Source organism: Pseudomonas sp. GW821-FHT01C01, assembly GCF_059422645.1.
Window position 1 is genome coordinate 11,780 of record NZ_JBWKXF010000077.1, and the last position, 6,021, is coordinate 17,800.

Annotated in this window: 5 protein-coding genes; 2 read left to right on the forward strand and 3 right to left on the reverse strand. The window is 59.8% G+C overall.

Going from position 1 to position 6,021, the window contains the following annotated elements; all coding sequences use genetic code 11:
* Window positions 1–100 precede the first annotated feature (100 nt).
* Window positions 101–1,099 (reverse strand): bile acid:sodium symporter family protein, encoded by a 999-nt coding sequence (locus AC07XF_RS27430; protein ID WP_495029002.1) that lies wholly within the window; start codon window positions 1,097–1,099, stop codon window positions 101–103.
* An 85-nt stretch (window positions 1,100–1,184) separates the two neighbouring features.
* Between AC07XF_RS27430 and AC07XF_RS27435 the strand changes: the two genes are divergently transcribed.
* A complete protein-coding gene (locus tag AC07XF_RS27435) occupies window positions 1,185–1,973 on the forward strand; it encodes an AraC family transcriptional regulator (RefSeq protein ID WP_495029003.1) in 789 nt (262 codons plus the stop codon).
* A 119-nt stretch (window positions 1,974–2,092) separates the two neighbouring features.
* Here the strand turns inward: AC07XF_RS27435 and AC07XF_RS27440 are convergent, their stop codons facing one another.
* A complete protein-coding gene (locus AC07XF_RS27440) occupies window positions 2,093–3,193 on the reverse strand; it encodes a polyamine ABC transporter substrate-binding protein (RefSeq protein ID WP_495029004.1) in 1,101 nt (366 codons plus the stop codon).
* A 387-nt stretch (window positions 3,194–3,580) separates the two neighbouring features.
* Window positions 3,581–4,906 (reverse strand): OprD family porin, encoded by a 1,326-nt coding sequence (locus AC07XF_RS27445; protein WP_495029005.1) that lies wholly within the window; start codon window positions 4,904–4,906, stop codon window positions 3,581–3,583.
* 355 nt (window positions 4,907–5,261) lie between these two features.
* Here AC07XF_RS27445 and AC07XF_RS27450 point away from each other — a divergent pair, with 355 nt between their 5' ends.
* Window positions 5,262–5,882 (forward strand): glutathione S-transferase family protein, encoded by a 621-nt coding sequence (locus AC07XF_RS27450; protein WP_495029006.1) that lies wholly within the window; start codon window positions 5,262–5,264, stop codon window positions 5,880–5,882.
* Window positions 5,883–6,021: the final 139 nt, after the last annotated feature.

Here is a 6,021-nt window from a genome sequence, read left to right on the forward strand (position 1 = left end):
TGCCAGCGATGGTCGTCAACGATAACGCGTATGAACTGGATAAACGCGGCGCACTTGAGTCCATCGCCGGCAAGCCGGCTCCTACAGTTTTCCCGGATTTTCAGGGATCGACCTGAGCCATCAGCTCCGAAATCGATTCCGGCCGATTGGCAAAACGCTGCGCCAGTACCGCACAGACCATCAGTTGAATCTGGTGGAACAGCATCAACGGCAGGATCAACACACCAATCGTGCTACCGGCAAACAACACCTGCGCCATCGGCACACCGGTCGCCAGGCTTTTCTTCGAGCCGCAGAAAAGAATGGTGATGCGATCTTCCTGATTGAAGCCAAACGCCTTGCCCAGTACGGTCGAGGCCACCAACACCAGCGCCAGGACCACGCAGCACGCCACCACCAGCCCGACCAGGTCCAGCAGCGGAATCTGGTGCCAGAGACCTTCAATCACCGCCTCGCTGAACGCGCCGTAAACCACCAGCAGAATCGAGCCCTGGTCGACGAATTTCAACCAACTCTTGTTGCGCGCCACCCAGTTGCCGATCCAGCGCCGCGCGATTTGCCCGGCAATGAACGGCAGCAGCAACTGCACGCTGATCTTGAGGATGGCGTCGAGGGTCGAGGCGCCTTCGCCGTGCACATTCAGCAGCAGCGTCACCAGCAACGGCGTGAGGAAAATCCCGAACAGGCTGGACGCCGCCGCGCTGCAAATCGCCGCCGGGATGTTACCTCGCGCCAGCGAAGTAAAGGCAATCGCCGACTGCACCGTGGCGGGCAGCGCACACAGGTACAGCATGCCCATGTACAGGTCATTGCCAATCAGCGGCGACAGCAGCGGCTTGAGCGCCAGGCCGAGCAACGGAAACAGCACGAAGGTCAGGCCGAACACCAGCAAATGCAGGCGCCAGTGCCCGGCACCGGCAATGATCGACTCGCGGGACAGCTTGGCGCCATGCAGGAAAAACAGCAGCGCGATGGCGATGTTGGTCAGCCAGCCAAAACCGACCGCGACCTGGCCGCTGGCGGGCAGCAGGCTGGCGAGCGTCACCACGCCGATCAGGGTCAGGGTGAAGTTGTCGGGTAACAAACGGGGGCGCGTCATGGGTTGATCATCCGAGGGGTTGCCAGTACGTGAAAGCGACTCTAACGTGACTGGATATTACCGACTAACGCCGATGAGCCCACCGATGCCGCCTAAAGGACATGACAAAAGTATCCGGCGCAGTATTCCCGGGCTGTCCAGCCTGCCTAGACCGCTCTACGGCCGTACCGAATCGCTGCCCAATCGCGCCCTGACCCGGCGCCACAGCCACCCGTGGGTGCAGCTGTCCTATGCGATCCAGGGCGTGCTCGAAATCCAGACCAGCGTCGGGCGCTTCGTCGCCCCGCCGGAGCGTGCGGTGTGGATTCCGGCAGGCATGCCGCACCGGGTGTTCAGTTCGCCACGCACGGAAATGCGCAGCCTGTACATCGATTGCAGCGTCTCGACGTGGGCGCCGCCGGGTTGTCATGTGTTGGGGGTCAGCGACCTGTTGCGCGAGTTGATCCGTGCCTTCAGTCAGATTCCAGTGGAATACGATCAGGACGGTCCGCACGGCCGGTTGGCCCAGGTGATTCTGGATCAGTTGGCGCAAGCGCCACAGATCGACCTGATGCTGCCCCTGCCCCAGGACAGCCGGTTGCGGCAAATCGCCCAAAGCCTGGAGTCGCACCCGGAGCAACAGACCACGCTTAGCCACTGGAGCGACAAATTCGGTGTCACCGAGAAAACCCTCAGTCGCCTGTTCCTGCGCGACACCGGCCTGACATTTCGCGCCTGGCGTCAGCGTTTGCGCTTGCTCGGCGCCCTGACGCCACTGGAACAGGGTGAGCGAGTGACCGACGTGGCGCTGGCCTGCGGTTACGACTCGACGTCGGCGTTTATCGCCGCGTTTCGTCAGCAGTTCGGCGAAACACCCGGAGAATTCTTCCGCTGAACCCTGCACCGTACAACCTGTGGGAGCGGGCTTGCTCGCGAAGGCGGTGGATCAGTCCACACATGCATTGACTGACACAATGCATTCGCGAGCAAGCCCGCTCCCACCAGTTTCCGGTGTTACTGATCGGACTTGATGCTGGTCCACACCCGCGTGCGGACCCGCTCAAGCTTCTGCGGCAATGGCTGTACGACGTAGAGCGTCTTCAATGCCGCGCTGGTCGGTGTCAGGTCCGGATTGCCGGTGATGTCCTTGTTGATCAGCGCCAGCGAGTCCCTGTTGGCATTCGGGTAACCGAGGAAGTCGCTGATCGGCGCGATGACTTTCGGGTCCAGCAGGTTGTTGAGGAACTCGTGGGCCTCGGCGACGTTCTTCGCGCTTTTCGGGATGGCGAAGGTGTCGAACCAGATCGGCGCGCCCTCTTTGGGCAGGCGCCAGTCGACGACCACACCGTTGCCCGCCTCTTTGGCGCGGTTGCCGAACTGATAGAAGCTGCCGGAATAACCGATGGCCACGCAGATATCGCCGTTGGCGATGTCGGTCATGTACTTGGCGGAGTTGAAGTAGGTGACGTAAGGGCGGACCTTGAGCATCAGCGCCTTGGCTTTTTCGTAGTCATCGGGGTTCTGGCTGTTCGGGTCCAGCCCCAGGTAATGCAGGGCCAGCGGCAGGATCTCCGACGGCGAGTCGAGCATCGCGACGCCACACGCCTTGAGCTTCTCCATGTTTTCGGGCTTGAACACCAGGTCCCAGCTGTCCACCGGCGCATTCTCGCCCAGCGCCGCCTTGACCTTGGCCGGGTTGAAGCCGATCAGCACGGTGCCGTACATGTAGGGCACGCCGTACTGGTTGCCCGGGTCGTTCTTGTCCAGCAGCTTGAGCAACGCCGGGTCCTGGTGCGACCAGTTCGGCAGTTTGGACTTGTCGAGTTTCTGGAACACGCCCGCCTTGATCTGGGTTTCGATGAACTGGTTGGAGGGCACCACCAGGTCGTAGCCCGAGTTGCCGGTGAGCAGCTTGGCTTCCAGGGATTCGTTGGTGTCGAAGGTGTCCCAGGTCACCTTGATCCCGGTGTCCTTGGCAAAATCCTTGGGTACGGACGGCAGGATGTAGTCCGCCCAGTTGTACACCCGCAATTCGCGCGGTTCAGCGTGCACCCCGCTGGCCAGCAGCGACAGTCCGCAAACGGTGGCGCCCAGCATGCGTTTCATTGAGTCCATGGATCGTTTCCCCAAGTGTGGCGTGAGTACGATGGTTTTTATGTTCTGTACACGGCAGCAGCCTTGAAAATAACCAAGGGCAAGGAAGTGGAGATTCTGGTTGTGGTTTCAACTTGGGTTGCTGACTCGGCAACCCGCGTCTGATTCTTGCCGAGGGCGGGGCCGCTTCATAGCGTGAGGCAGGCCAAAAGGAGATCGAAACGGCCAAAATACGTGTCCGCATTGATCAGCGTTGCGGGACGTTTCGCCGACAGTGCGGCGGCCAGCCCATACATCGATTTTTGTGGGAGCGGGCTTGCTCGCGAAGAGGCCGGCACATTCAATATCAATGTCGCCTGACACACCGCCTTCGCGAGCAAGCTCGCTCCTACAGGGGGTGTGGTGTGATTACAGCAGCGACAACGTGTAATTGATGATCAACCGGTTCTGATCCACGTTGCGCCCAGCATCGGTATTGGACTTGGCATTGCGCAAGGTGAACCCCAGCCCTTTGAACGTGCCCGATTGCAACACGTAGTCCAGGGTCATGTCGCGTTCCCACTCGGACTGATCACTCGTGTTTTGCGCCTTGATGTCCGTACCCTTCAAATACACGATCGAGGCTTTCAGGCCCGGCATGCCCAAGGGCGCGAAGTCGTAGGTGTATTGACCAAAATTCGTCTGTTCTCCGGCCCGGGCAAAGTTCTGGATCATCTTGTCGGTGGGCAGGTAGACACTGCCGCCGCCCGCCCCTTTGTCCACCAGGCTGCCCTGGTTGGGCTGGACGAAGTTGCTGCCATCACCCACGCGCTGATGCCCCACCGTCACCGCGTGTCCACCCTGGGTGTAGGTGAGCGTCGCAGACCAGGTGCTGTTGTCGATTTCACCGTCGTTGTCGTCGGTGTAACCCGATACCCGATAGCCTTGCGCGCGGCCGGAGGCAGAGCTATTGGCACCGCTCGACGTGGTATGGAAATAGCGCAGGTCGGTAATCAGTGAGCTCGCGCTGTCGATGGACAGGATGTGCGTCAGGCCAAGGAAATTCTGGTTGTAGAAATCTTCCAGCTGCGCGAAGTAATACTGGGTCTTCAGATTCCTGGTGAGGCTGTAGTCAGCACCGGCGTAGTAGAACTTGTTGCTGTCCTGAGTGCTGCCGGCGACCGACAAGCCTGTGCGATCCGTCGAGGCACGCCCTACCGCATGCTCAAGCACACCGCTGGTCAACGTCAGGCCATCGATGTCGTTCGAAGTAATTTGCGCGCCGGTAAACGATTGCGGCAACACACGTGCATCGTTCGCCAGGAGGATCGGCAACTTTGGCAGCAAGGTGCCGTAGCGAAACTCCGTCCTGGCAAGGCGCATCTTCGCCGTAGGACCGAAACTGCTCCAGGCGTCGGCAGCGCCGTCGCCGTCCGAAGGAATCATGCCGCTACCAACGTGGCGCCCTGCCCCGCTGTCCAGCGTGATGCCGAGCAACGCCTGGGCATCGAGCCCAAACCCCACCGAGCCTTGTGTGAACCCCGACTCATAGCGCAGCAAGAATCCCTGGGCTGCCTCCTCGGTTTTCGAAGGGGCAGCGGCGCCGTCGCGGTTGTCGCTGTTGAAGTACAGGGTGCGCATCGAAAGATTGGCTTTGCTGTCCTCCAGAAATCCGTGGCCGGCAGAGTCTGCTGCCTGTGCGCCCATCGAACTGGTGACCAGCAGGACGGCGGCGGGAATGGCTCGTTTGAACATACGGTGCTCCTGGGTGTTTCTTATCGTTATTTGAAGGTTCAACCGCCAGTCAGAACCCGATTGCCGCCCACGAGAGCGCTCTCAACACGAGTGCGTAATCAAGCACGCCCGCTGAGCGACAGGAGCAGCAGAAGTTCGAAGTGAGGGAGGACTGAATGGCTTGTGAAACTCTTAAAACATTTCGAGACGCTATTATCAAACGAGGTGAAAGTAGTTTTCGTGGAGGGATAAGGCTTGTCGCGCAGGGGTATGGACGATCACTGTTTTTGAATATCAGTGCGGCGGATTTTCACCATACTGACATCATTGACGGTGTGCAGTGGCTGCCTGTATGTCCCAACAAGAGCAATGACCCATGAACGATCAAATCGAACTGTACGGCGCGAACACCGGCAATACGCTACGGGCGGCCATTGCTCTTGAGGAGGCCGGGATTGCTTATTCGGCACGCTGGTTGGACCTGCATGCGCGTGAGCATCTTGATCCGACATTTCTGACGCTGAACCCGGCCGGGAAAGTGCCGACTCTGATCGATCACGGGATGACGCCGGCACTGGTCATCAACCAGTCCAACGCCATCATCCACTACGCCGAGGCCAAAGCGCCCGGACGGCTGGCACCGGCGCAACCCGGACCTGAGCGCATCCGGGTGATTGACCGCTATTTCTTTTTCGTGACCGATGTCATCGCCCCCAGCCATGCCGCGTTTTTTCTGCACCAGGCGGGGCACGATAAGACGGCAGCGGCCATCGATCTGCGCGTGATCGAGCAGCTCACCTACTCGGAAAGCTTTCTGACGGACGACTTCATGGCCGGACAGCAGTTCTCCATGGCCGACATTTCTGCTTTCACCATCGTCACAGCGTTCCGTGATCGACTGGACTGGAAACAGCTTCCACAACTATCGCGCTGGTTCGACACCATTGAGTCCAGACCGTCGATACAGCGTGCCCGGACGGCTTTCCAGAATCGCTGAACCATCACCGCAAACAAAAATGCCCGGCAACACGCCGTAATGCTGTTCAGTTAAGCGAGAACGATCCACTGTAGGAGCGAGCTTGCTCGCGATGGTCGTTAACGATGCCGCGTGTTTACTGACTAAACGCGGCGCTCTT

What these genes read in the sequence shown, in the direction of transcription:
- AC07XF_RS27430 (WP_495029002.1), bottom strand. Translation starts at nt 1,099, where the DNA reads ATGACGCGCCCCCGTTTGTTACCCGACAACTTCACCCTGACCCTGATC.
- AC07XF_RS27435 (WP_495029003.1), top strand. Translation starts at nt 1,185, where the DNA reads ATGCCGCCTAAAGGACATGACAAAAGTATCCGGCGCAGTATTCCCGGG.
- AC07XF_RS27440 (WP_495029004.1), bottom strand. Translation starts at nt 3,193, where the DNA reads ATGGACTCAATGAAACGCATGCTGGGCGCCACCGTTTGCGGACTGTCG.
- AC07XF_RS27445 (WP_495029005.1), bottom strand. Translation starts at nt 4,906, where the DNA reads ATGTTCAAACGAGCCATTCCCGCCGCCGTCCTGCTGGTCACCAGTTCG.
- AC07XF_RS27450 (WP_495029006.1), top strand. Translation starts at nt 5,262, where the DNA reads ATGAACGATCAAATCGAACTGTACGGCGCGAACACCGGCAATACGCTA.